At 59.8% G+C, this 24,095-nt stretch carries 21 protein-coding genes; 7 read left to right on the top strand and 14 right to left on the bottom strand.

Annotation, left to right across the window (positions count from 1 at the left end; genetic code table 11):
• Positions 1–14: 14 nt before the first annotated feature.
• The 5 genes from B0G81_RS36795 to B0G81_RS36775 all read right to left on the bottom strand — a co-directional run bounded on the left by B0G81_RS36795 (position 15) and on the right by B0G81_RS36775 (position 5,585).
• Complete coding sequence (locus tag B0G81_RS36795; RefSeq protein ID WP_116117266.1) at positions 15–1,211, bottom strand: acetyl-CoA C-acetyltransferase; 1,197 nt, start codon at positions 1,209–1,211, stop codon at positions 15–17.
• Positions 1,212–1,288: 77 nt separating this feature from the next.
• Positions 1,289–2,548 (bottom strand): acetyl-CoA hydrolase/transferase C-terminal domain-containing protein, encoded by a 1,260-nt coding sequence (locus B0G81_RS36790; RefSeq protein ID WP_134142570.1) that lies wholly within the window; start codon positions 2,546–2,548, stop codon positions 1,289–1,291.
• A 4-nt stretch (positions 2,549–2,552) separates the two neighbouring features.
• Positions 2,553–3,722 (bottom strand): CaiB/BaiF CoA-transferase family protein, encoded by a 1,170-nt coding sequence (locus B0G81_RS36785; RefSeq protein ID WP_134142567.1) that lies wholly within the window; start codon positions 3,720–3,722, stop codon positions 2,553–2,555.
• Entirely contained in the window at positions 3,719–4,705 is a 987-nt protein-coding gene (locus tag B0G81_RS36780) for a nitronate monooxygenase (protein WP_134142561.1), read from the bottom strand. Before B0G81_RS36780 ends, B0G81_RS36785 begins: the two co-directional genes overlap by 4 nt.
• A 103-nt stretch (positions 4,706–4,808) precedes the next feature.
• Complete coding sequence (locus B0G81_RS36775) at positions 4,809–5,585, bottom strand: enoyl-CoA hydratase (protein ID WP_134142556.1); 777 nt, start codon at positions 5,583–5,585, stop codon at positions 4,809–4,811.
• Between the two features lie 238 nt (positions 5,586–5,823).
• Here B0G81_RS36775 and B0G81_RS36770 point away from each other — a divergent pair, with 238 nt between their 5' ends.
• Positions 5,824–6,618, top strand: a complete 795-nt coding sequence (locus tag B0G81_RS36770; protein ID WP_134142553.1) for a crotonase/enoyl-CoA hydratase family protein — start codon at positions 5,824–5,826, stop codon at positions 6,616–6,618.
• Between the two features lie 116 nt (positions 6,619–6,734).
• Positions 6,735–7,976 carry a CaiB/BaiF CoA-transferase family protein gene (locus B0G81_RS36765; protein ID WP_106285340.1) on the top strand — a complete coding sequence of 414 codons (1,242 nt, stop codon included), beginning with the start codon at positions 6,735–6,737 and terminating at the stop codon, positions 7,974–7,976.
• A 253-nt stretch (positions 7,977–8,229) separates the two neighbouring features.
• Here B0G81_RS36765 and B0G81_RS36760 read toward each other — a convergent pair whose 3' ends face one another.
• The gene (locus B0G81_RS36760; protein ID WP_134142549.1) at positions 8,230–8,988 is read right to left on the bottom strand and encodes an SDR family NAD(P)-dependent oxidoreductase; all 759 of its coding nucleotides are present in this window, start codon (positions 8,986–8,988) and stop codon (positions 8,230–8,232) included.
• Between the two features lie 245 nt (positions 8,989–9,233).
• Between B0G81_RS36760 and B0G81_RS36755 the strand changes: the two genes are divergently transcribed.
• Positions 9,234–10,031, top strand: a complete 798-nt coding sequence (locus tag B0G81_RS36755) for an IclR family transcriptional regulator (protein WP_106285263.1) — start codon at positions 9,234–9,236, stop codon at positions 10,029–10,031.
• A gap of 61 nt (positions 10,032–10,092) precedes the next feature.
• On the opposite strand, the gene B0G81_RS36750 is transcribed toward B0G81_RS36755, so the two are convergent.
• Complete coding sequence (locus B0G81_RS36750) at positions 10,093–11,502, bottom strand: MFS transporter (RefSeq protein WP_134142547.1); 1,410 nt, start codon at positions 11,500–11,502, stop codon at positions 10,093–10,095.
• A 309-nt stretch (positions 11,503–11,811) separates the two neighbouring features.
• On the opposite strand from B0G81_RS36750, the gene B0G81_RS36745 reads away from it, so the two are divergent.
• The 3 genes from B0G81_RS36745 (at position 11,812) to B0G81_RS36735 (ending at position 14,680) form a co-directional block, all read left to right on the top strand.
• Entirely contained in the window at positions 11,812–13,008 is a 1,197-nt protein-coding gene (locus B0G81_RS36745) for an amidohydrolase family protein (protein WP_134142545.1), read from the top strand.
• Positions 13,009–13,147: 139 nt separating this feature from the next.
• Complete coding sequence (locus B0G81_RS36740) at positions 13,148–13,942, top strand: enoyl-CoA hydratase-related protein (protein WP_116117258.1); 795 nt, start codon at positions 13,148–13,150, stop codon at positions 13,940–13,942.
• A gap of 51 nt (positions 13,943–13,993) precedes the next feature.
• The gene (locus B0G81_RS36735; RefSeq protein ID WP_134142543.1) at positions 13,994–14,680 is read left to right on the top strand and encodes an SDR family NAD(P)-dependent oxidoreductase; all 687 of its coding nucleotides are present in this window, start codon (positions 13,994–13,996) and stop codon (positions 14,678–14,680) included.
• A gap of 189 nt (positions 14,681–14,869) precedes the next feature.
• Here B0G81_RS36735 and B0G81_RS36730 read toward each other — a convergent pair whose 3' ends face one another.
• On the bottom strand, positions 14,870–16,021 hold the full coding sequence (locus B0G81_RS36730) for an NADH:flavin oxidoreductase (RefSeq protein WP_134142541.1): 1,152 nt from the start codon (positions 16,019–16,021) through the stop codon (positions 14,870–14,872).
• Positions 16,022–16,144: 123 nt separating this feature from the next.
• Here B0G81_RS36730 and B0G81_RS36725 point away from each other — a divergent pair, with 123 nt between their 5' ends.
• Complete coding sequence (locus tag B0G81_RS36725; protein ID WP_106285258.1) at positions 16,145–16,606, top strand: PaaI family thioesterase; 462 nt, start codon at positions 16,145–16,147, stop codon at positions 16,604–16,606.
• Between the two features lie 15 nt (positions 16,607–16,621).
• Here the strand turns inward: B0G81_RS36725 and B0G81_RS36720 are convergent, their stop codons facing one another.
• From B0G81_RS36720 to B0G81_RS36695, 6 genes are all read right to left on the bottom strand, one after another.
• The gene (locus B0G81_RS36720) at positions 16,622–17,206 is read right to left on the bottom strand and encodes a TetR/AcrR family transcriptional regulator (protein WP_258878947.1); all 585 of its coding nucleotides are present in this window, start codon (positions 17,204–17,206) and stop codon (positions 16,622–16,624) included.
• A gap of 201 nt (positions 17,207–17,407) precedes the next feature.
• Positions 17,408–18,931 carry an MDR family MFS transporter gene (locus B0G81_RS36715; RefSeq protein WP_279590523.1) on the bottom strand — a complete coding sequence of 508 codons (1,524 nt, stop codon included), beginning with the start codon at positions 18,929–18,931 and terminating at the stop codon, positions 17,408–17,410.
• A gap of 89 nt (positions 18,932–19,020) precedes the next feature.
• On the bottom strand, positions 19,021–20,385 hold the full coding sequence (locus tag B0G81_RS36710) for a hypothetical protein (protein ID WP_134142537.1): 1,365 nt from the start codon (positions 20,383–20,385) through the stop codon (positions 19,021–19,023).
• A gap of 22 nt (positions 20,386–20,407) precedes the next feature.
• Positions 20,408–21,262 (bottom strand): oxidoreductase, encoded by an 855-nt coding sequence (locus B0G81_RS36705; protein ID WP_134142535.1) that lies wholly within the window; start codon positions 21,260–21,262, stop codon positions 20,408–20,410.
• A 34-nt stretch (positions 21,263–21,296) separates the two neighbouring features.
• The gene (locus B0G81_RS36700) at positions 21,297–22,346 is read right to left on the bottom strand and encodes a hypothetical protein (RefSeq protein ID WP_243856719.1); all 1,050 of its coding nucleotides are present in this window, start codon (positions 22,344–22,346) and stop codon (positions 21,297–21,299) included.
• Positions 22,347–22,681: 335 nt separating this feature from the next.
• Positions 22,682–23,953, bottom strand: coding sequence for an acyl-CoA reductase (locus tag B0G81_RS36695; RefSeq protein WP_243856811.1), 1,272 nt, complete (start codon positions 23,951–23,953; stop codon positions 22,682–22,684).
• Positions 23,954–24,095: the final 142 nt, after the last annotated feature.

Genomic DNA, 24,095 nt, shown 5'->3' with positions numbered 1-24,095 from the left:
TCCGGCGCCGCAGCTCAGGCACGCTCGAACAGAGCGGCCAAACCCTGGCCGCCACCGATGCACATCGCCTCGAGACCATAGCGGCCTTTGCGACGTTGCAACTCGAAGAGCAAAGTGGTCATCATCCGAACACCTGTCGCGCCGATCGGATGGCCCAGGGAGATGCCCGACCCATTGACGTTCAGCCGGTCTGGATCGTTCCATTCCCATCCCTTGAGCACAGCAAGCACCTGGCAGGCGAATGCTTCGTTGAGTTCGACCAGATCCATCCGATCGATCGACAACCCTGTGCGTGTCATCAGTTTCTGAACGGCGGCCACTGGACCAATGCCCATACGTGACGGCTCGCAACCCGCTGCGGCCCAGCCATTGAACCAGGCCATCGGCTCCAGCCCCAGTGCCTCGAGCTTGTCTTCGCTGACCACAAGACAGGCGGCTGCCGCATCGTTTTGCTGGCTGGAATTACCCGCTGTGACGGTGCCTCCGGGTATTAGCGTGCGCAGCTTGCCGAGGCTGTCCATGCTAGCGTCTTCGCGGAATCCTTCGTCTTTGTCGAAGAGCCGGGGGGCGCCTTTTTTTTGCGGGACCAAGACCGGTACGATTTCGTCGGCCATGCGACCCGACCCCCACGCTTCGGCCGCGCGCCGATGGCTGCGCACCGCATACTCGTCCGCCTGCTCCCGGCTGATGTGATAGTCGTTTGCGAGATTCTCGGCCGTTTCGATCATGCCCGAGATGTGACCGAAACGCTCCTCTGGCTGTGAGCGTTCGCGGCCGCGCGCGAGCCGATCGTGAAACTGCACCGAACCCGCGCGTGCGCCCCAGCGCATGTCGGTGCTGTAGTACTCGATATTGCTCATACTCTCTACCCCGCCTGCGAGCACAACGTCGGCGGCGCCTGTCTGGACCATCATCGCTGCCGTAGCGAGCGCCTGGAGTCCGCCGCCGCATCGGCGGTCGAGTTGCATGCCTGGCACCTGCACCGGCAATCCTGCCTGCAATGCGATCCAGCGCCCGACGCAAGGCGTTTCGCTGTTCGCGTAAGACTGCGCGAACACTACGTCATCGATGCGAGCGGGATCGAGCCCGCTACGCTTCAAGATCTCTTTGGTAACCAGAGCGCCGAGTTCTTCGACCGGCACGCTGCGCAAACTGCCGCCGAAAGTGCCGACCGGCGTTCGTACTGGAGAGACAATCGCTGCGCGTTTCATAGGGTTCTCTTCAAATGGGACGGAAGCCGCTGCCCAGCATCACGTCTGGCCGGTGGCTGCGGGTTGTGCGATGGAAGTCAGCCGGAACCGCTGGTGGCATGTTCAAGGGTGGCCTGGTAGTCAGGATGAGCAATCGCCAGAAGGCGCTCGCGTCGCTGTTTCAGACTGAGTCCCCGCAAGTCGGCCACGCCATATTCGGTCACGATGATGCCGGCGTCGCTTCGCGGCGTGCTGACCGGGCCACTGAGTGCCGACACGATCCGGCTTACGCCTTTGGCTGCCGTCGAAGGCAGGGCGATCACCGGCAGGCCGCCGTTGGCGAGCCGTGCTCCGCGCAGGAAGTCAAGCGCGCCGCCCACGGCGCCGACGTACCTGCCGCCGGCGACTTCCGCATTGATCTGCCCGCTCAGATCAACTTCCAGTGCAGAATTGATCGCAACAAATCGGTCGATGCGGGCGAGCACGTCGACATCGTGCGTATAGCTCGTCGAGCGAAATTGCACCTTGCGGTTGCGATGCGAAAAATCGTGAATGCGGCGGCTGCCCATCATGACGCCCGCAACCGTTACGCCTCTGTCCACGTTTTTTAGCGCATTGTTAATAACGCCAGCCTCCATCAGATCGGCGACCTTGTCGCCTATCGTGCCGGAGTGGACACCCAGGTTTCGCCGGTCCGACAGCTGCCCCAGAACAGCTTCGGGAATCGCGCCGAGACCGAACTGAAGCGTTGAGCCGTCTTCAATCCACCCGGCGATATGGCCGGCTATTGCCCGTTCAATATCGCCTGCTTTGCCTGGTGCATTTTCGAGTGGCGCGCGCGAGGTCGGCAGGATGAAGTCGAGGTCGTCATCGCGTAGATAACGCTCGCCGTAGGTCCACGGTGCCTGTTCGTTGATCTCGGCGACAATCACACGCGCGGTATCGAGTGCCGGGATCAGATACTCATGCGCAATCGAAAGACTGTATCGGCCCTCGGCGTCGGGCGGCGCGAGTTGCAACAGCAGCACGTCTATCTTGAGCGCGCCCGAGTGGATCATTTGCGGAAACTGCGAGTAGTGGCACGGCAGCACATCGAGTACGTCCGCGTGCGCCAGTACCCGGTTCGCGCCGGCTCCGCAGTACGAAACGAAGTCGATGGAGTCGGCGTGGACCGGCTGGCAGGTGTCGGTGGTGCTCGCCCCCAGGAACACACGGAAGCGACCGATTTGCCGCCGTTGCGCGATGAGAGCCTGCGTCAACGGCACCGGTTCGGCGTTTGCCTGGCCCCACATGACGGTGTCGCCAGGGCGAACGATGGACGCGAAATCGATCGAGTCCGGTTGCAGGAGCAAGGGCATGACGTTACGCCTTGGTTCTGGGGTTCCGCGTGCGGACAGCACCGGCTTGATCCAGAGCGGCGATGTATTCGGCGGTATACCCCAGTGTCCCGAGAATCTCTGCCGTATGCTCGCCGATGGCCGCAATAGATAGGTCGGGTTCTGCCGGATCGCGTTGGAATCGAATCGCGCTTCCGATGTGCCGGCGGCCCGTCGCATCCATTCTCACCATCTGACGAGCGCGAGCCTGTGGATGCGAGAGCGCCTCGTGCAGCGACAGCACCGGTGCGAAACTGACGCGACGTCCTTCTAACCACTCGAGCCATTCGTTCAACGTGCGCGTCAGGAAAACTTCGGTGAGGAACGCGCGCAGGCCGGCCTGCGCTTCGCCTGTCGGCCCGACTGCGACGGGGATCAGGTCGGGCCGGCCGAGGGGCGTCAGCAGGTTGGTTGCGAAGTCGAGTTCGCGTCCGCCGAGGCAAAGCCATTGCGAATCGGCTGTCCGGTACGCCGCAAGCAGTGCGATCGCATTGTCGCCATGCGCGGCCTCGACATCGTGTCCGTCGACAGGGTTGAGCGCGTGGCCGGTCAGATGGGGTTGTGCCGTCAGCGCCGCGTCGTAAAGCGATATGTCCACGAAGTCCCCATGACCAGTCTCGCGCGCATGTAACAACGCCATCAGCACTGCGGACAAGGCCGTCAACGAACCGGCCAAAGCGGCGAGCGATGCGCCGGACGTGACAGGCGCGCCGCGTTCGTCGCGCGGCAGCGTTCCCGCGATGGCCTGTATGACGGGGTCGTGCGCCGGTACCGACGAAAGCGGGCCGGTTTGACCGAAAGCGGTCAAGGAGCAGTAAACGAGGCGGGGATTTGTGCGGCTAACGGTGTCGTAATCGATGCCAAGACGCGCCGCGACTCCGGGCCGCGACGATTCGATCACGATGTCGGCCTTGTCGATCAGTCTCAGCGCGATAGCGAGTCCGTCGGCATGTTTCAGATCTAGTGCGATGCTCCGCTTGCCGCGATTGAGCGCGACAAAAAACTCACTGTCCGACTCTAACGAACCGCGCGCCGCATCTCCAGTCAGCGGCTCAATCTTGATAACGTCGGCGCCATGATCGGCAAGGTGTGATGCGAGCATCGGCCCGGGCATGAATTGCGAGAGATCGACGACGCGAACCCCGGCAAGCTTCATGCTGAAGGCACCTCGAAGGGGAAGTCACGCTGCGCGATGTCAGCCGCCTGTCGCATGATTCTCGCGATCAATTCCGCACAGGTCGGCAAATCGTGGATCAGGCCAGTCACCATTCCGGCCGGAAATGCACCGCCTTCGATGTCGCCGCTTGCAAAGGCATCCATCCAACGGTTCGCGCCGGTCAGTGCATACAGATCGGCGTGGGTGATACCACCGGCACGCTCCAGTTCGACCGCGGCGAGGCTGACGCCGTTTTTTATCACGCGGCTCGAGTCGCCAAGCGTGCGTCCGACCAGCAAAGTGTCGCGCTCGGTCGCTTCCAGCAGGCGCTGCTTGATCGCCGCATGGACATGCGATTCCTGCGTGAGCATGAAGCGTGTGCCCATGTTGATGCCGTCCGCGCCGAGTGCGAGCGCGGCCATCAGGCCTCGGCCATCGGCGAACCCACCCGAGGCGAGCAGGGGAATCTTCAGCTTGTCGGCAGCGGCGGGGATCAGGATCAGTCCGGGGATATCATCTTCCCCGGGATGCCCCGCACATTCGAAGCCGTCGATACTGACCGCGTCTGCGCCGAGCGACTCGGCTTTCAGTGCGTGCCGCACGGTGACGCACTTGTGGATCACCTTGACACCGTTCGCCTTGAACATGGCGATGTACTTCGCGGGGTTGCTACCAGCGGTTTCGACGACTGACACGCCTCGCTCGACGATCGTGCGCACATAGCCGTCGTAGTCGAGTCCGGCGTTGCTGCCGAGCACGGTCAGATTCACGCCGAACGGCTTGTCGCTGAGCGCTCGCACCTGGTCGATTTCTCGAGCCAGCGCATCCGCGTTCGCATGCGTGTGGGCGGAAATGAAACCGAGCCCGCCGGCATTGCCGACTGCCGCCGCGAGTTCCGCACGAGCGACCCAACGCATGCCACCCTGGATGATCGGGTAATCGATGCCAAGCAATTCGGTGATACGATTTTTCTTGGGGTTCATGGTTTTGAGCCGTCTGGGCGTTTGACTGGGTGGCAAGGACTCGATCCAGGCACGGGCCTTAGCCGATCCGCACAAAGGTGCGGTTCAGACCCGCGCATCGTTGTCAGCGATTGTTGAACACAGGCTTGCGTTTTTCCGCGAATGCGGCCATGCCTTCCTTGCGGTCTTCGGTTGCGAAGGTTGCATATGCCATGCGTCGTTCGAAGAGGATGCCTTCAGCGAGACTCGATTCATACGCGCGATTTACGCATTCCTTCGCCATCGCAACCACAGGTTGCGAAAATCCGCCGATCGTTTCCGCCGTTTTCAATGCTTCGTCGAGCAACTCTTCGAGAGGCACAACGCGACTGACGAGGCCACAGCGTTCGGCTTCGATGGCGTCCATCTTGCGGCCCGTCAGGACCATCTCCATGGCCTTCGATTTACCGAGTGCACGGGTGAGACGTTGTGTTCCGCCTGCGCCCGGAATGGTCGCCAGCGTAATTTCAGGCAACGCGAAACGGGCGTTGTCGGCAGCGAGAATGAAGTCGCACATCATTGCCAGTTCGCAACCGCCGCCTAATGCGAGGCCGGCCACTGCGGCGATAACCGGCTTCCGGCAGCGCGCGGTGCGCTCCCAGTTGGATGTGATGAACTGTCTTTTGAAGACGTCCATGTAAGTCCAGTCGTTCATCATCTTGATATCGGCGCCCGCGGCAAACGCCTTCTCGTTGCCGGTCAGCACGATCGCACCGATCGCTTCGTCAGCTTCGAATCCATCGAGTGCGGCGGTCAACTCGTCCATCAGGAGGTTGTTCAGCGCGTTGTACGCCTGCGGTCGGTTAAGCTTGATGAAGCCGACTGCGCCGCGCGTTTCAACGATGATAGTTTCGTAGCCCATAAGTCTTCCTTGCACGAATTCAAACGAACATGTACGCCACCCGGTGACTGTGCGGGACGCGGCGCGATCGCTTTGCGGATCGGCTTGTGCGGCTGCATCGCCGTGCCGGACTGCCGACGCCGAGGTGAATCAGGCTTGTCCGTAAATTGAACGGTGTTTATAATTGTGAATGCGCGGCGAAGCTTTGTCAATTGAGCTTCGGGTCGGCGCTCCATCAAAAGACGCAAGGAGGCACAGAGTGACCACACGCCATGAAGACGGGCAAATTCGCGTGGAGCAGCGCGGCCATGTTCTGTTGATCGGCATTGACCGTCCGGAAAAGCGCAATGGCTTTACCCCCAAGATGTTCGAGGAATTGGCCAAGGCGTACACGCTTCTCGAAACGAGTCCCGACATTTTCTGTGGACTGCTCCATGCAGAGGGCGATCACTTCACTGCGGGCCTCGATATGCCGAAGATCGCGCCGCTACGCCGCGAGGGTAAACCGCTACTTCCGGTCGGCGAAGTCGACCCATTCAATCTACGCGAACCACTGCGCAAGAAGCCCGTCGTGATTGCGCTGAAGGGAATCTGCTTCACGGTGGCAGTTGAGCTGATGCTAGCATCTGAAGTGGCAGTGGCAGCAGACAACTGCCGCTTTTCGCAACTCGAAGTCAAGCGCGGCATCATGGCTGGCTGCGGCGCGACGATACGGATGGTGGATCGCGCGGGGTGGGGCAACGCGATGAAAATCCTGCTTACGGGTGACGAATTTACGGCACAGGACGCTTATCGTATGAACTTCGTTCAGGAAGTAGTGCCGGCGGGCGAAGAATTTAAGCAGGCGCTGGAGATCGCGGAACGCATTGCCGCGCAGGCGCCGTTGGCCGTGCAGGCGACCATGGCCAATGCTCGGCTATCGCTTGGTTCAGGCTGGCAAGACGCCTATTCCAGGATCCAGACGACCCAGCAATTTCTTTACAACACGCAAGATGCTAGAGAAGGTGTCCAGTCGTTTGTCGAAAAGCGCGCTGCCAAATTCAGCGGCTGCTAGCGAAACGACCTGCGCGATACATAGCGCGTGGTGGACGGGGTTTCATGCGCCACGAGTTCTATCAGGTCACGACTCCCGGCGTCGCGTTTGGAATGAATTCAATGGAACGATTCGATATGAAGCAAGGTGCGTTGTCGGGGATTCGCGTGCTCGATCTGAGCCGCATTCTCGCAGGGCCATGGGGTGCGCAGATGCTGGCGGACCTGGGAGCAGAGGTGATCAAGGTCGAACGACCGGGCAAGGGCGATGACTCACGCCAGTTCGGTCCGCCTTTCCTGAAGGACCGGGACGGTAACGACACGCGTGAATCGACTTTCTTTATCAGCGCGAACCGAGGTAAGAAGTCCATCACCTGCGACATCGCGACCCCTGAAGGGCAGGCGCTGATCCGATCGCTTGCGGCTAAATGCGATGTGCTACTGGAGAACTACAAGGTTGGGGACCTGAAACGTTATGGCCTCGATTATGAAAGTCTCAAGGCTGTCAATCCGCGCCTTGTCTACTGTTCGATTACGGGCTTTGGCCAGACGGGGCCCTACAGCCCGCGTCCGGGCTACGATTCGATTTTCCAGGCAATGGGCGGCCTGATGAGCATCACGGGAAATGGCGACGACGTGCCCGGTGGTGGCCCGATGAAGACCGGCCCAAGTCTCGCGGATATCATTTGTGGGCAATACGCAGCGTCAGCGATAGTCGCGGCGCTCTATCGGCGCGACGCCGGTGGCGCGCCAGGTGGAGAAGGGCAATACATCGACCTCTCCCTGCTGGATTCGATGATCGCCGCGACCTCGCACTATGCCAGCCAGTATCTGGTATCCGGCGAAATCCCGATCCGACGCGGAACTGAAGGTAACGGCGGCATGCCCTCACGCATGTTTCGATGCGCGGACCGGGACATCATGATTGTCGCCGGCAATAACGAACAGTATGCGCGGCTATGCCAGGTGTTGGGTCGTCCGGAACTCGCTACCGATCCGCGTTTTGCCGAAATCGCCCTGCGAGTGAGAAACCGCCGGGCACTCGGGGACGTATTCGAGCCGCTGATCGCGCAATGGCAGAGCAACGAGCTGCTGGTTGCGCTGGACGCCGCAGGCGTCCCGGCAGGCCCGATCAACAACCTTCAACAGGTCTTCGCCGATCCCCACGTTCAGGCGCGAGGCATGTGCGTGGAAGCGACGCATCCGCTATCCGACGACGCAGTGAGGATGGTCGCTAATCCGGTGAAGATGTCAGGTACGCCGATCGATTCTTATACCGCTCCTCCTACGCTCGGCCAGCATACCGATTCCGTGCTGAGCGAGCTGTTGGAGATGTCGCCTGCGGATATCGGCTCGTTGCGTGAGCGCAAGATCATTTAGGCCAATGCCTGACGCAGCCATCAAGTGCAGTGGCGGCTCCGAGCAGCTCAAAAATATGGCCCTGACTTCCCGCAAGAAGGCAGGGCCAAACTCATCGCACTCTCGCGAAGTTCGATGGAGGAGAAATCTGTATTACGGAGCAGCTTTGCGTTTCGCTTTAATTCTGCTGCGATTCACCGACTGTTGCTGCGCAAATTAACGATCCTTGCACTTTGCTGTTGCTTCATGTGTGACAAGTTACCTTGCAGCGCATCTAGAGCATTGACTGGCCGCCGTCGACATTGATGGTCTGACCCGTGACATAACCTGCACTCTCGCTGCAAAGAAATGCAACTACACGTCCAATATCTTTCTCGGGATCGCCGAAACGGCCCATTGCAATCTCCGACAGATAGCGCGCGCACTCGGTGGGGTTCGCCTCCAGATAGGCATTCGCGGCGGGGGTCAGCGCGGCGGGGCACACCACGTTAATCGTGATGCCATGAATGCCCCATTCGCGGGCAGCAACCCGCGACAAGCCGCGAATGCCTTCTTTGGCAGCGGCGTATGGCGCAAAGCCCTGCGTGCCTTCAATACCGGTGCGCGACGCGAAGTTAACGATCCTGCCACTTTGCTGCTGCTTCATGCGTGGCAAGACAGCCTGCATGAAGTAAAGCGTGCCATAAAGGCCGGATTCGAGCGTGTCGCGCCAGTTTTCATCGGTGACCTGTTCCAGAGGCACGCCAGGAGTGCTGCTTTGCGCATTATTGACAAGCGCATCGATACGCCCGAAATGCTTGATGGCGAGGGCGACGGCGTTCTCTGCGTCTGCGCGTCTGCGAGTATCGCCAGGCACCGCGAGCACCCCCACGCCAAGGGCCTCCAGTGTGCTTTGCGCGTCCCGCAGCTTCGTTTCGGTGCGCCCAGTCAGAACAAGGTTCGTGCCTTCCATTGCCAACGCACGCGCTATGCCGAGCCCTAACCCTTGGCCACCACCCGTTACGACGGCAACCCGGTCCTGTAATCCACTCATGAACGAACTCCTTAGTCTCGTACCGATTGAAGATGCGCTCACGGTGCGGATCGAGCCGGCTGACCAGTCGTAGCACTGTGAAACATATTTCTGAACGTCGTTCGATTATATAATAAGGAGAGCCACGATGACCGCAAAATTATTTCGGATCTTGGGACGAATAACGGTGCTAAACCGGCGTCCGACGTGAGACTATGTGAATGGTTCATTTATAATGAACTCAAATCAAATGGAAGGGGAGTGATATGTCGAAAGAAATCCTGGCGCCAGCGGACAGAGATGTCACCGGACCGCGTTCGCTGACTCGCCTGCTCGGACTGTTCGACGTACTGGCGAAAGCGCCAGATGGGATGTCGCTGGCGGAACTTAACGTTGCGTTGGAGTCGCCGAAAAGCAGCTTGCTCAACTTGCTGCGCCCTCTTGTGGCCGAGGGGTTCCTGATGCACGACGTCGGCCGTTACCGGCTGGGACCGTCCATTTTCCGGCTTTCCGCGAACGTGATGGCGGTATGGAATTTTTCGAAAATGCTGCGCCCGTTTCTTGTCGAGTTGTCGGAACGCACTCGGGAAACGGTCTATATCGGCGTGCTCGATGCGGAGCAAAAGGTCATAACGTATGTCGATGTCATTGAAAGTGCACAATCTGTTCGATATTCGATGATCGTCGGGATGCGTCGCCCGCTGTATTGTACGGCCGCCGGACGCGTTCTGCTGGCTTACCAATCCGAGGAGTTCCTTGCCGAGTATCTTCGGACGGTCAAGCTTGAGCGGCACACGGAACAAACCACAGTCAACAAGAAGGTTTTACGCGAGGAGCTGCAGAGCATCGTTGAGACGGGGTTGTCGATCAGCCGCGGCGAACTGCTGCCTGACTCGGCAGGGTTGTCGTCACCGATTTTCGGACCCAACGGCAACGTGATTGCGGCAATGGCGGTCGGCGCGCCTCTAGAGCGGTTCGACCGGCAACGAAAGAGCCTGGAGGAGCATATGCTCACCGTTGCGCAACGCGCCTCGGCACTGGGCGTTGCGAACGACGACGAGTAACCGGCTCGCGCGAGACGTCTTTGGCGGATTCGCGTTGCGGCCGCCAGTTTCTGTCTGGCAATTACCGAATGCGTGCCGGGCCACTTACCGCTCCGCAGTCGAGGGCGCGGGACTGACGGCCTGGTCCGCGACGGCGCGGCAGCACATACGCAATTGCCAGTCCTGCCAACGCGCTGCCTGCGACGTACCCAAACACTGCAACATAGCTTTGCGCAGCAGGAAACGACGCACCTCCTTCGTTCACGGATGCACCCTGCAGCAGCGTGAATACGGCCTGCGCACCGACCGCGAAAAAACACGAAAAAAATACGTAGAGCAGACCAGTCACCTCACCGGTCTGTTCGGCTGGAGTCGCTTCAATAATCAGGTTGTAGACAGCGGTGTGCGCGAAGGCCAGGCCAAACGAGCAGAGCATTGCGCCGGGAACGAACAGCAATAAATTGCTGCGAAGCAGGATCAGGCTGGTCCACGTAATCACTAGCATGGTCATGCCGATCAATGCGGCACGACGGGCTTCGTAGCGAGCGGCGATGCGTCCACTCCACGGGCTGGCAATCATCGCGCCAGAGTTGATGGTGAACATCAGTAGTCCCGCCTGGGTTGCGGTCATCCCGAAGCCCGCATGCGTCCAGGCCGGTTGCTGTAAGAGCATGGAGAAGACTTGACCCAGTTGCATCGCTCCGATGGCGATGCACATCATGCAGACGTTTGCGAGAATCACCTGGCGTTTTGCCAAAATGCGGACGTCAATAAGTGGATTCGTCACCCTGCGCTGGTCTCTCGCCCAAAGCCACAGCACCACCAGACTTGCTATCAGGATGCCCCAGATACGCGGATCCATGATTCCCCATGCGTGGACCTGCTGAACAGCGAACAGAATCGCGCATAACGCCGGTGCGAAGGCAAGGCCCCGCACGAAATGAATTCTTTCGCTGACCCTGCGCGACGATTCTGGCACCCATAGACGCACCGCTGCGATCGTAAGCGCACACAAAGCCACTTTGAGCCAGAAGCCACCCTGCCACGAGTAGTGATCGACCACAACACCGGCGCCGATATAGACCAATCCGGCCGACACCATACCTGCGGCGCTGATCAGCCCAACGGCAGACGGTATTTGTCCAGAAGGCAGGTTCTCTCGGATGAGCCCCATGGAAAGCGGCGTGATGCCGGACGCGATCGACTGCATGATGCAGCCGGCGATCAACACGGCAATGCTTTGCGCGCACGCCGCCACCACGCCCCCCGCGGCCGCGACAACCAGCACGGTGAGCAGAACCCGTCGGTAGCCGAGCAGGTCGCCAAGCCGCCCACAGATCGCAGCGAAAACCGCCGCGCCGAGCCAGTAGGCTGTGACGGTCCAGCCCACCGAAGCCGACCCGGGAAAAACCCTGTAGAGCGTGACGAGCATCGTGTAGATCACCGTGATGCCGGACGATGCCGCGACTGCTGACAGCAGCACTGCAACCATGAACCGGCGGCGCGTGCCCTCGGTTAGGGGCGCGCGCGGTAACGATTGCGGCGTTGCATCGGCGTGCATAGGCGTCTACCTGCGATTGAGTTTTACGTATCATCTCATAGTTGAACGGTGTGCGTATAATTGTTATTGCATAGGGTGGTCGAGCTGCCTTTGCGCTGATATGGATCGTTTTTTTCCGATATCAATGCGGTATCACGATCTCTCGTTTCGATATGGAGGTTTGTGCGTCGACTGCGTGCACCGATACTTCATTCAACGGCGCGGCTCTCATCGTTCGTTCCATAAACAGGAGACTTCTTCATGCAGACTTATCAAGGAAAGATCTACGACGCTGATACACACTTCTACGAAGTGGAGGATGCGTTTAGCCGCTATCTGCCGGAAAAATTCAAGAAAGAATGGGGGTTCACAAGCCGCGTTACCCCCGAAGGCAATCGCTGCATGTATGTTGGCGATCGCAAGGTCGAGATCAGCGAAGGCTACACTTCGGCCGAAGGACTTGTGCCGCCCCCGGGGAAGCTCCACGAATGGCTGCGAGCCATGAAGGACGGTAAGGATAACGTTGAAATGCGGGTTCAGCCCACGCCGGACATGTTCAATCGCGACGCGCGTCTGAAAAAGATGGATGAGTTCGGTGTTGAGGCCTGCACGATGTATGTCGGAGAAATGGTTGCATGCATCTCGTACCTGAGCGAACCGGCCGCAGCCAATGCCGTCTTGCACGCATACAACCGCTGGATGCTCGACGATTGGGGCTTCAGCTATAAAGAGCGTATCTACAGCACTCCGATCGTCACGCTCGACGATCTCGACGCGGCTGTTGCCGAGGCGAAATGGCTCGTGGCAAACGGCGTGCGCGTGATCCTGATGCCGATGGGGCCGTTCGGTGGACGCGCACCCGCCGATCCCTATTTCGATCCGTACTGGGCGATTCTTAACGAAGCAGGCGTGCGCGTCACGTTCCACGTTTCCGAAGCGATTTACATGAAGGACCACATGGCCGTGTGGGGCGAGCCGGTGCAGCAATCGCGCCAGCGCCAGACGGCATTCGTGTGGATGCACGGTTATGGCGAGCGCCCGGTGGTGGAAACGCTGTCGTCGTTCATCTTCTACAATTTCTTCGAGCGTTTTCCTAACGTAAAGCTGTGCAGCGCGGAAAATGGCGCCGAATGGGTGCCGTCCATGCTGGTGAAGATGGACAAATGCCGCGGAATGTCGAAAAACGGTTACTGGCCTTGCGGTCAACTGAAGAGCCGGCCGAGCCAGATATTCAAGGAGAACGTCTTCGTGGTAGCGTATCCGGAAGATGATCTCGCGCAGATCGTCGCCCAAACTGGGTCGGCGGACTATTTGCTGATGGGTTCCGACTATCCGCACGCAGAAGGCGTACCCGAACCGAAAGATTTCGCGCGTGAGGCTTGCGAGCCGTTGTCCGCAACGGACACTCAAAAAATCATGTATGACAACGGACGCCGGTTCATCCCGGCCCGGGCCTAACCGTTCGGATGTTTCAGTAGTGAAGAGGCGCGTGTCAGATGTGCCTCGAGCGGTTTTTTGTTCGACCCATAACGATAGAAGCGACAGCGGGGGAGCTTGCGACATCCCGCGCGTTCGCGTCACTCTGGACAGGCTAGCCATGAACTTACTGGATTATCAGGCGTTGCTGCTCGAGCGCGACGGTGGGGTTCTTACCGTCACGCTCAACCGGCCCGACACTTTGAACGCCTTCGACGAACAGATGGATATCGAAATGTCGCGGCTCTTCGGGGATGTCGCCGACGATCCGCAAACGCGGGTGGTCGTGCTCACCGGCGCGGGCCGCGCATTCAGTGCGGGCGGCGATATCGAACACATGCAGCAAGTCATTGACGATCAGTCGTTGTTTCTCGCCGGCATGCAGCGCGCCAAGAAAATTATCTTTTCGATGCTCGACTGTCCGAAACCGGTCATCGCGAAGATCAATGGCCATGCAGTTGGACTCGGGGCGACCATCGCGCTGTTCTCTGACCTGAGTTATGCAGCGAACCACGCGAAAATCGGCGATCCGCATGTGAAGGTCGGTTTCGTTGCCGGAGACGGCGGCGCTGTCATCTGGCCGCAACTGATTGGCTACGCGAAGGCCAAGGAGTACCTGCTGACCGGTGATCTTCTCGGAGCTGAAGAGGCGGCTCGTCTCGGATTGATCAATCGTGCCGTTCCCGCGGACGAACTCGATGCGGTCGTCGATGCAATGGCGAAGCGCCTGGCGACGGGTGCTTCGCAAGCCATTCAGTGGACCAAGACGTCGATCAATATCGGTCTGAAACAGCTTGCACATTCGATACTCGACGCGTCGATTGCGTACGAGGCCTTGTCGAATCAGACCGAAGACCACCAGGAAGCGGTGAATGCGTTTCGCGAGAAGCGTGATCCGGTATTCAAGGGCCGCTAAGTCGCGCTCGCCTGGCTGTCGCCCGCAGCTTGTTGAAAGAGGAGTGCTGAGATGCAACGTGTAGTTGTGGTTAGTGGAGGGTTCGGAACGCTCGGTCGGGCCGTCGGCAACGCATTTGCAGCCGATGGCTGGAGTGTTGCACTGTTGGATCGGGCGCCGGCGCCTGACGCATCCACCCAGGACAGGCAATGGCTGCTCGGAGATGTCGATCTGACCGATCTGGGCAGTGCACGGAAGGCCATGTTGTCGGTGGTCGAGCGTGTCGGGCCTTTGAACGCATTGATCAACGTGGCCGGCGGTTTTCGCTGGGAAACATTAGCGGACAGCAACCTGGAGACATGGGATGTGATGTATCAGATGAATGTGCGTACGGCTGTGACCGCGTCCAGGGCGGCTTTGGAGCATTTCGCGAACGGAGCGGAGGGCGCACGCATCGTCAATGTTGGTGCCGGCGCCGCACTGCGGGCCAGCACGGGCATGGGCGCCTATGCGGCGTCGAAGGCCGGCGTGCTGCGCTTCACCGAGGCACTCGCCGACGAAGTTAAGGATCGCGGTATGACCGTGAATGCAGTCCTTCCCGGTGTCATAGATACGCCGCAAAATCGCAAGGACATGCCCGATGCGGATTTCTCGCGCTGGGTGCAGCCGGCCGATATCGCAGCCGTCATCCTCTTCCTCACAACGCCTTGCGCATCCGCTGTGACGGGCGCATCGATCCCGATTGCCGGGCGTTTGTAGGTGAGCCGCCGCTGAACCGCCTTTGCTGCGGCATGTTTTTTCGTTGCAGCAAAGGCGCGTTCTATTGTCATCCGCCAGTGACTGCCCGACACATTCGACGCGCCGCGGCCTCGCGAGGCAGTCAGTCAACCGGGCGCACTGCCGGAGCCTTCCGGGCGCCAGCAGATTCGCGTCGGAGAACTGCTCGGATCAGGTCAGGCGGACCAGTGAATCCGTGCTGAACCCGAGGAAGGGTTCACCCAGACGTGCGCGACGGGCCCAGTTAGCATCATGTAGCAATGACCGCCCCACGCCGACCAGGTCGAACTCGTTGCGCATGAAGCGATCGAGCAATGGCTTAAGGTCGGGCTGCGCCACCGTTTGCGCGCCGGCCATGGAATCATAGTAGCCCTTATTGATCCCAATGCCGCCTACGGTCATCGAGAGCTTGCCAGTCACCTTCTTTGCCCAGCCGGCAAGATTCATATCAGAGCCTTCGAACTCTGGGCGGTTGAAATACCGGGTGCTCGCTTCGAAAATATCGACGCCGGCCTCCGCGAGCGGCGTGAGAATCTGTTCGAGTTCTTCGGGCGTGCTAGCGAGACGCGCCTTAAAATCCTGCTGTTTCCACTGCGAAAAGCGGAAACTTATAGGCATTGTTTCGCCAAGCTCCGCGCGGATTTCGCGGACAACCTCTGCAGCGAAGCGGCTCCTCGCGACCAGGTCCTTACCCCACGCATCTGCGCGTTTATTGGTCTCGCTCCACAGGAACGAATCGATCAGGTAACCGTGACCGCCGTGAAGGGCTATTCCGTCGAATCCGGCGGTTTTTGCATGCGACGCGCTTCGGCGATAGGCTGCAATGACGTCGGCGATCTCCTCATCGGTCATTGGGCGGGTGGCAGGCTGCACTCGATCGAGATAGCCAGCGTCGAGTGACGTCAGGCCTCCCCGTGGTCCCCATAGGCCGGACGGCCGCATTGGGGCAGCAGAGGGGACCGGGCCGGTATGAGCTTCTTTCATCGGACCCATGTGCCACAGTTGAGGAAAAATCACACCGCCGCTTGCGTGAACCGCATCGGTCACGAGGCGCCATGCTTCGACCGATTCAGGCCCCGTCAGCGTGGGAATTGAATTCTCGCCGAGTCCGGCTTCGCCAAGCGCCGACGGATGATCGATCCCGACACCTTCAGTAATGATGAGCCCAGTCTCGCCCTCAGCACGCCTCTGATAGTACGAAGCGACATCGGGCCCCGGCAGTCCGTCGGGAGAAAAGCCGCGCGTCATCGGTGACATGACGACGCGATTTGCCAGCGTGATTCCGCGGACCGACAGTGGCGCAAACAGTGGTGCTGTGATCACCTTTGTCTCCGTGCGTATAGTTGACTTGCATGCGGATAATGATACGCTACATTTTTATGGTGAAACAGCGTCTCATGCCATGCACAAGACATGAAATGACGACGCGTATAGAGGACTATGTCAATGCAAACCCATGTCACCGCGGTTGCCCACGTCGAGCAGGATGACGACGATCAGATTCCCGAAGGGTTCCAGCTGATGCCGATGTTCGGCCCGTTCCATGAACTCGTCGGCGCGATCTGGTACAGGAAAAGCGAGCGTGGGCACGTCGTCGGGATGCGCATGCGCGAGAAACATCGCAACCTTGGGCAGATGATGCATGGCGGGATGGTCTGCATGTTGGCGGACACCGCCATCACATGGGCGAGCAAGTATTCGCGCCAACCCCCGGTCAAGGTGTTGACGACCAATCTGACGGTCAATTTTTTGGGTGGCGCTCAGCCCGGCGACTGGGTCGAGGCGCATGTGGATGTGCTTCGGTCCGGTAAGCGCGTGGTCTTTTCAGACTGTCTGATCTGGGCGAACGGACTGCGTATCGCTCAGGCGTCAGCACAATTCCAGGTAATAGGGCAGATGGATGGGTAGGGCAGTTGGCAGGCGCTAGGCCTGTGGGGGGTGAGCCTCGCCGGACCCTGTGTACCGCCAGGCCGACAGCAGCAGTTGCTGGATGTGTGCGGCGCGCTGTTCGCGGTGTGCGCGCGTAGTCGGAATGCCCATCAACACTTCCGTGCTGCCGGCAACTAGCGTAAGCAGGTCACGGGCAGCCGCGGGTGCGTCCTGGACGCTGATCGTGCCACGGCGGGCGGCGGAGGCGATGAAGTCCGCTACCGGTTCGAGCATCTCGTTCACGTATCGAACGAACCCATTCGCCACATCCGGAAAGCGATTCGATTCTCCAACTACGACACGAGTGATTTCAATCGTGTCCGTGGTCGCCATATGCTCAGTCAATGTGCGCAAAAGGAGCGACAGCGTTTTCTCGAACTCGCGAGGCGGTTTCAGCAACTGCTCGATCCTGCCTCGCAAATCCTCCATGCCATGCGAGATCGCGGCGCGAAACAGATCCTCTTTCGTGCCGAATTGCCGGTAGACCGTAGTTTTGCTGATTCCCGCGCGAGCGGCTATTTCTTCCACTCTGGCTGCACCAAATCCTTCTGCGCGAAAAATCTGCGTCGCTGCGCTCAGCAGTCTTTCGCGCAGTTCGGCCGCGGCGTCTTGGGTAGGCCGGCCTGCAGCCCGGGGAGTGGCTGTAGCAGCCGCGGCGTCGACTGAAGGTGCGGGTGCAGCGCGGAGCGCCGGAGATTTAGCCATGGGCAGCTGGCGACCAGGGAGAAAGTGAAAGTGTACTCACCTCCCTGCCAGTTCGCCAGTAGGGCCGACCTAAGGCTATTCGAGCGCGACGTGCGGCATCTCCCCGGAGATGCGCCTGTGCGTCGGGCGAATCAGGACAAGCAGCGGAATGACAGCCAGCGTCGCCCATAGCATTAGCTTGAACGCATCGATGTGCGCGATCATCGAAGCCTGTTGCGTGATGACTGCATCAAGCGTCGCCATCGAGGCTTGAGAAGAAACGTCGAACTGTTGCCGCAGCACGGGATTAAATGCCGACACTTGTTCCGCGAGCGCAGCATGAGAAACCTGAGTATTGCGAGTCACGACCGACTGCACAAGGGAGATGCCGATGCTGCTGCCGAGGTTACGCATCAGGCTGTAAATTGCCGTGCCGTCGGCACGGAGTTGCGGCGCCAATGTCGAGAACGATGCCGCACTCAGCGGCACAAACACCAGACCCAAACCGAAGCCTTGAATCAGCCCGGGCCAAACAATGTCGGAGCGTGCAAGCACAATGGTGTACTGCGTCATCTGCCATAGCGAAAACGCGGATACCGCGAAGCCACATAGCAATGAAAGCCGCAGATCGACTTTGCCGACGAGGCGGCCGGCGATGAGCATCGCGATCATCGTACCGAAACCGCCTGGCGCGGTGACGAGACCAGTCGTCGCGACAGGGTAGTTCATCAGATTTTGCAGCATGGGCGGAATCAGCGCACGGGTGGCGTAGAGCACCGCACCGATTACGAATATGAAGCCGATGCCGGTGGCAAAGTTGCGATCCCACAGCAATTGGTAGCGAAAGAACGATCGCGGACCGGCGGTCGGAGTGTGCACGATGAAAAAGGCAAATGCGATCGCTGCAATCAGGGCTTCGATTCGAATTTCCAGCGAGCCGAACCAGTCGAGCTGATCGCCGCGATCGAGCATCGCCTGGAAAGCGCCAATCGCCACCCCTAGCGTGATGAAACCGACGAAATCGAAGCTGCGCTTCCGGCGATCATCGCGAGCCGGAAGCGAGACCAGAATGCCGGCTAGAGCGAGTAAGCCAACCGGAAGGTTGATGAAGAATACCCAGCGCCAGTTATAGCTGTCGGTGAGCCATCCGCCGAGAGTCGGACCGATGATTGGGCCGATCATCACCCCCATGCCCCACACGGACATCGCCTGACCCTGCTTTTCGCGTGGATTGATATCGAGCAGGATCGACTGCGCAAGGGGCACCAGCGCAGCCCCAAACACGCCTTGCAGCACGCGTGACAGGACGATCTGCTGAAGCGAAGCGGAGATGCCGCATAGTCCTGAGGCGATCGTGAACCCGGCAATGGAAACGACGAGCAGACGCTTCAAACCAAGGCGGTCGGTGAACCAGCCGGTGAGCGGCGTGGCGATCGCCGCCGCGACGATGTACGACGTAAGGACCCAGACGATTTCGTCCTGCGACGCTGCCAGTGCACCCTGCATGTGCGGCAGGGCGACGTTGGCAATCGTGCTGTCGAGCGTTTGCATCAGTGTGGCCAGCATGATCGACACCGTGATAATGCGGCGATCCTTAACGGGTCCTTTTTCAACGTTCACGGTGTCTGCTGGTAGCGCGTCTATCGAAGGGTTGTGCATTGAGCGCGGCGCGGCCGGTGTCGAGATAGGTGAGTGCACAAGCTGAACCGTCAGACCTCGATCATGCCGCGAACGTATGATTCCATCGTGCCCGCACACGAAAGTTTGTCCTCACCCTCTTCGAGATCCGCATAACGGCCGACCTGCCTGACGAGCGGTCCTCGCAAACCATCTGTGTCGCCTTTGGGGGAGAAGTCAACTGTCACCTTGTCGCCCGTGATGAACCCGCCCCAGTACCCTTCGGCAAGCAGATCGAAGAATGCAAAACGACCTTCGACAGCGCCGGTCCCATCGGCGGGGTTGAGTAATTTTTCGCCTGCCTTATCGAGCACGAATGGAACGATCCACGGACAGATCGCGAAGCCCTGCGCCACGTCCGACCACGGGCCGGTGCCGATCATTTCCGACATGCCATAGCTGTTCTGGACGTTCTCCGACTTGATGCCGTAAAAGTCGATGATCTGCTGGCGGAAATCGGTGGGGGCTTGTGTGCCTTTCAATCCGCCGCCGGTGGTGATGACTGTCTCCGGATGACAGATACCGTCCGCAACGCCACGGCGGCGCGCGAAATCGACCAGCGTCCAGTGCAGCGACCAGTTGCCCTGCACAAGCACAGGTGCATCGCGGTGAGCGAGTAGTTTGTCCAGAAAGCGGTCGATCATCGCTCCTGTGTGTCGCTGACGCTTTGCAGCCTGCTCCTGAAACGCCGCGATCGCACTCGGCTTCGCGCTGCCATCTGCGAGCGCGCGACGCATGCGGCCCATCTCGATCGTCGAGGATGCCAGCACCGGATCGTCAAACATCAACGTACTTTCGCTGCCCAGTTGCGTAGCCGCACTCAGGACTGGACCGATATGACGATGGGCACCACTGGGCGGCATCATCAGAAACACTGGGCGCTTGCCAAAATCCCGCTCGATCAGCTTGTTGCCGTACAAGCCAAGCTTCACGCACGTCGCTGTCACGCGGTCCATGTCGGCGCGCGTCTGGCTGATAAAACTGCATTTGCCGGAGGTGCCGCTCGAGCTGAACACGTAGTGACCAGCGCCGCGCAGGCGCTCCATCCAGCTATCGACGTTGTCGACTCCATCCACATCGACGTCGACAACGGGACGGCTCGTCAGTGTTTGCAGCCACGTATTCAAATGTTTCCATCGGCCGCTCTCAACGAACTGCTCCGGGTAGCTCTTGTAAATCTGGTGTGCGAACAGTAGCGGCACCATATCCGCCTCCGTGCGAACGTCATCGATGCCCATGTCGGCTGCTCGACGGTTCAGGAGCTTGATCTGTTGGCGGCGCTCGGCAAAGCGCTCGCGCATGGCCGCCAGTTGAAGCGCTCGCAGACTTTCGGGGTGGTGGCGAAACGGATCGACATCCTGTTCGAGAAGGTCGTAAAAGCAGTCGACGGTTGACATGGCGTTTCCTGAGGATGTGGCGCTATTGGGCGAAATCCGTGGCGATCGAGACGTCGAGCCACGCGTCGAGGTTTTTCTGCAGCGCCGCAAGTTTGTTGCGCACGACGCCGACCGCATCGGGTCCTAGAGGCAACCTCAACGGCGGCTCGTCGGCATAGACCGCCTGGATGATCGCCGCAGCCGCCTTGGTCGGATCCCCCGACTGTGTGCCGTGATAGTGCGTCATCTGCTCACGCATTTTGCCGACTGTTTCCGCATAGGCGGGTGCCGAGACTTCGCTCCATCGCAGCGAGCCACCCGCAAAATTCGTGCGGAAACCGCCGGGTTCGACCAGCGTGACGCGCAGGCCGAACGGCTTGAGTTCTTGCGAAAGAGACTCGGATAAGCCTTCGATTGCATGCTTGGAAGCGCAATAGAAACTGCAGCCAGTGATGCCGATCAACCCTGCGACCGACGACAGGTTGACGATGTGTCCAGAGCCGCGCTCGCGCAAGTGCGGCAACACTGCCCGGATGGTGTTCACAGTGCCGAAGAAATTGGTGTCGAACACTTGCCTGGCTTCGGCATCGGACACCTCTTCGAGCGCGCCGAACAAACCGTATCCTGCGTTATTGACGAGCACGTCGATGCGCCCGGCGCGGGCGAGCGCCTGCTCGATTGCTTGCGGGACGGCTGGCGCGTCGGTCACGTCGAGCACCATCCCGTACGCCAGACCGACAGGAGACAACTGCTCGAACGCCGCAATCTGCGATGGGTTGCGCACGGTGCCGACGACCTGGTCGCCGCGCGCGAGCACTGCTTCAGCGAGGGCCCGGCCGAGACCGGACGACACGCCGGTGATCAGCCAGACAGCGGCCGATGTCGATTTGGCTGTCATCAAAACTCTCTCTAAGGAAATTAAAGAAGCAAGATCAGGCGGCGGGGCCTGCTTCGACCAAGTCGCCCAACTCGCCGCGCACATAGGCATCGATGGTGCCGGCACACGATAGCTTGTCGTCGCCGCCCGTCAGATCCTTGTAGCGCACGACATCCCGAATGACAGGTGTGCGCACACCATCGATGCCGTGCCCGAACTCCATCACGACCTTGTCGCCGCTGATTACGCCACCCCAGCGTCCATCGGCCAGCAAATCGATAATCGCCAGGCGGCCCTCGACGATTCCTTTTCCATCGGATGGATTTAGCAACTGTTCGCCCGTCGGGTCGAGTACGAGCGGCACAAGCCATGGCGGAACGGCCCACGCGTTTGCCGCGTGGAACCATGGGCAGAATCCGGATACCTCGCCCATGCCATAGCCATCATTGAAGTTGTTCGCGTTGAAATTGAAGAAGCGCGCACACTGTTGCTGGAAGTCGTGGGGAAGATTCGCCCCTTTTTTGCCGCCACCGATGCTGACGACCGTGTCCGGATGGAAGTCGCCATCGGGTATGCCGCGTTCGCGCGCGGTTGCCACAATCTGGTACAGCATGCCCAACATGCCCATGATGAACATCGGCTCGCGGCGCCGTTCCAGCAGCAGATCGATGAAGTGCCTGAAGTCGGCCTGCACGAGTTCGGCGCGTGCGCGGCTTTCGATCTGGAATTTAGCGATCTCGCTGGGCATGGCCGTACCGTCAGCAATAGCGCGACGCATGCGTGCCATACGGGTGGTCTGCTCCGCGCTTTGCGGCACATCGGACATGTAGTGGATGTCGCCCGGAATAGCGATCGTTTCCGCGAACCTGGACATTCGCTCGGTGCCGGTATACGAACCGGAAGAGGGCGTCAGCAGGAAGACCGGAACGCGGCGCGATGGATCGCGCATAGCGCTTGCCGCCCAACGAATGCCCTGGCCCATCAGCCGCCAGGCGAGTTCCCGGTCGACGCCGCTTTGATAGATGAAGGATTGTTTGCCCGATGTGCCACTGGAACTCATCACGTAATGGCCGTGTCGGCGCAGTTCGTTGATCCAGTCGTCCATGTTTGCAACGTCGGCGTAGTTGGGTCCTTCGATCTTCTGCGCCGTAATCGTTTGCAGCCACGCGGTCAGTCGCGCCCACTTTCCCTGTTCGATAAAGGAGTCGGGATAGCTCTTGTAGACAGCGTCCGCAAACAGCAGGGGCACCGCGTCATGGAGGCTTGATAGTTCGCCTACGCCCGCATCCGTTGCACGCTTGTCGAGAATGCGGATCTGTTGACGCCGCTGCGCGAACCGCTCGCGCAGGGCCTGCAACTGGACGGCCTGAAGATCGCTGGGAGCGTGGCGAAAAGGGTCCGGATGATCGGTCAGTCGCAGCAGGGTATCGAGAGCCGACATCATGCTGTCTCCGTCGCGTTATCAGTGCCCGCTTCTTCGGATATCCACTTCATGAAGCGGTGAATCGGGAACATGCCGTCATGCGGATAGCCGCCAACGCCGTCGGAAATTGATTCGCCAAGCGTCACCATGCGCTGAACCCCGGCACACGCGAGCGCGTCACGAACCTCGACGACGCGGTGCGGGGGGTAGATGCCAACGGTCTGGGTGGCCACGGTTGCAAAGCGGGTTGCATCACGCAGGCTTTTCACCGGGATGACGTTCACCGTCTTGCAGATTGGATGAAAGTCGACCAGTTCGTCCGACCGGATCACAAGGCCCTTTCCGTCATACCCACCGAACACGCGATAAATCGGCTCCATTTCGCGTAGCACGTCGACCGCCTCGCGGATGTCGCCTGGCACCACTGGGCCTTGCCCGTCGCCATAGCGGAAGTCTTCGCCGAGTGCCGTCGCAAGTTTTTCGCAATAGCGGTCAGCATCGTCCTCGTCGCCCTCAATGAACTGATAACGGCTCGCATTACACGCGTCCTGATTGAACGACTGGACATCGGCCGCGCCGGCGCGCGCAACTTCTCGAAGCAGTTCGTCCGAAGCAAATGCTTCCCGGCCAATCAGCGAGATCGACACCTTCGGGTCGAAAGCCACGAGTTCGAGGCCAGGACCCGCATAACGCATCGCATGGCGCACGGCGTTTTCACCACCCCACACGACGAGCTTGTCGAAATATTGCGGGCGATACAGGATCGACTCGACGTTCTCGTCTCCGCCGCGCCAATAAGCAGCCGAAAACGACTGCGTCAGCGGATGCTCCAGGTCCATTTCGGCCATCGTGCGTAAAATTGCCGTCGCGGTAAAAAGGTCGTTGGAAGGCAACTTCAGCAGATGCACACCTTTGGTTAGCGCGGCGCGCATCACTGTCATGGCGGCGACCATCGGCGAATTTCCGGCGAGTATATGAACGAGGCGCGGTGGAAACGCGCGTAGGCGGCTGGGGCGCCCACGCAAAATGCGTGGCATCCAGCCGTCGATCACTCTGGCGTCGCCGAGGCTGATGCGCAACTCATCTTCGATCACGCTGCGTGCGAACAGATTCGGAATGTCCCGATAGCAGTTTTCCAGAATGCGGCGACCGAGCGGACTCACTTCGACCATTGATTCAAGCGCCTGCTGCATCAGTGGATTTGCGTCCAGATGCAAACGCGGACCGAGGTCCACAAGGAAGTCGATAACCTGGGCAATCGGTAAATCGAACGCCGGGCCAGCCTGCATGCGAGACCAGATAAGATCGTCTAGTTCTATCGCCGGCGTACAAAATCCCTTGCCAAGATCGCGCGAGATATGCGTGACAGCGTCGCCCGAAACGGTGCGCCCGCGATAGACATGCGGCACGAGAAGTTGCGCGGGGGAACCG

Source organism: Paraburkholderia sp. BL6665CI2N2 (genome assembly GCF_004366535.1).
In the GTDB taxonomy this organism is placed as follows: Bacteria; Pseudomonadota; Gammaproteobacteria; order Burkholderiales; family Burkholderiaceae; genus Paraburkholderia.
The sequence above is the reverse complement of the archived record's forward strand: the minus strand, read 5'-3'. Positions and strand labels throughout refer to the sequence as shown.